1 protein-coding gene is annotated in these 1,793 nt (G+C 73.5%); it reads right to left on the bottom strand.

Annotation, left to right across the window (positions count from 1 at the left end):
* Positions 1–1,793 (bottom strand): condensation domain-containing protein (locus tag ACIOFR_RS42195; RefSeq protein ID WP_401006141.1); only part of this gene is annotated, 1,793 nt, incomplete at both ends.

The raw sequence follows: 1,793 nt of genomic DNA, 5'->3' as shown, positions 1-1,793 counted from the left end.
CGCCAACAGATCCGCCACCGTCGCATCCGGCAACACCCGCGACGTCGCCGCCCACTCCCCCAACACCAGACCCCGCTCACCCACCGTCAACACATCCAACGAGCCGATCCGGCGGCCCGGGCCGGCGGCGACCTGCTCCAGCAGGGCGAGCAGTCGCTCGACCAGGGACTCGGCGGTGGTGCGGTCGTAGAGGTCGGCCGCGTACTCGAAGGCGATGTCGATCTCCTCGGAGACGGAGGTCTCCTCGAAGTTGAAGTCGAGTTCGAACTTCACCGCGCCCAGCTCGAACGGCAGGATCCGGCTCTCCAGGCCGAGCAGGCTGCCGCCCTGGCCGTCGTTGTGCTGGTAGCCGAGCATCACCTGGAACAGCGGGTGCCGGCCGGCCACCCGGGGCGGGTTGACGGCCTCGACCAGGCGGTCGAAGGGCAGGTCCTGGTGCGCGAAGGCGGCCAGGTCCGACTCCCTGGTCCGGGTGAGGAGTTCGGCGAAGGTCGGGTCGCCGGAGAGGTCGTTGCGCAGCACCAGCGTGTTGACGAAGAAGCCGACCAGGCCGTCCAGCGCCGCGTCCGAGCGGCCCGCGACGGGGGCGCCGAGGGGGATGTCGGTGCCGGCGCCGAGTCGGTGCAGCAGGGTGGCGACGGCCGCCTGGAGCACCATGAAGGTGGTCGTGCCGGTGGCCCGGGCGGCCTCCCGCAGGCCGCGGTAGACGGTCGGCGGCACCTGGGCGTACACGGTGTCGCCGCGGTGGCCGGCGGTCGGCAGGCGCGGGTGGTCGGTGGGCAGCGGCAGTTCCTCGGGCAGACCGGCCAGGGCCTGCTTCCAGAACTCCACCTGCCGGCTGTGCAGGCTGTCCGGGTCCTCGGCGGAGCCCAGCAGTTCCTGCTGCCAGAGGGTGTAGTCGGCGTACTGGACCGGAAGCGGCGCCCAGTCGGGGGCCAGGCCGGCACCGTGCGCGAGGTACGCGGCGTTCAGGTCCTCGATGAACGGCAGCATCGACCACTCGTCGCCCGCGATGTGGTGGAAGAGCAGCACGATCGCGTGGTCCGCCGGACCGATCTCCAACACGCTGACCCGCAGGGGCAGTTCGGCCGAGAGGTCGAAGCCGTGGCGGACGGCCGCCTCGATGTCGGCGGCGAGGGTCTGCTCGCCGGAGGCCACCAGGTGCAGCGCCCCGGCCGCGGTCGGGGCGGGCCGCACCTCCTGGAAGACCGTGCCGGCCCGTTCGGTGAAGACGGTCCGCAGGCTCTCGTGGCGCCCGGTCACGGCGGTGACGGCGGCGCGCAGCGCGTCCAGGTCGAGCGGGCCGGTGACCCGGACGACCAGCGGCACGTTGTAGGTGGCGCCCGAGCCGTCCAGGTTCTGCAGGAACCACATCCGGCGCTGGGCGTGCGAGAGCGGCAGCTCGGCGGGGTGCTCGCGGCGGACCAGGGCCGGGCGGCTCTCGCCGCCGGCGGCGGCCCGGTGCGCGAGGCCGGCCGGGGTGGGGGCCTCGAAGAGGTCCCGGACGGTCAGCTGGTTGCCGAGCACCGTCCGCAGGCGGCTGATCAGGCGGGTGGCGATCAGCGAGTGGCCACCGAGGTCGAAGAAGTGGTCCTCGGGGCCGACCGCGGTCAGGCCGAGCACCTCGGCGAACAGGCCGCAGATGATCTCCTCGCGGGCGTCCCGGGGGGCGCGCCCGGCGGCGCCGCCGGTGTGGTCGGGCGCGGGGAGGGCCTTGCGGTCGAGCTTGCCGTTGACGGTCAGCGGCAGCGCGTCGAGGACGACGAACGCGGACGGGACCATGTACTCCGGCA

This window comes from Kitasatospora sp. NPDC088346, assembly GCF_044740765.1.
GTDB lineage: Bacteria > Actinomycetota > Actinomycetes > Streptomycetales > Streptomycetaceae > Kitasatospora.
Note: the sequence above shows the minus strand (reverse complement) of the source record. Positions and strands in the feature narration are given on the sequence as shown.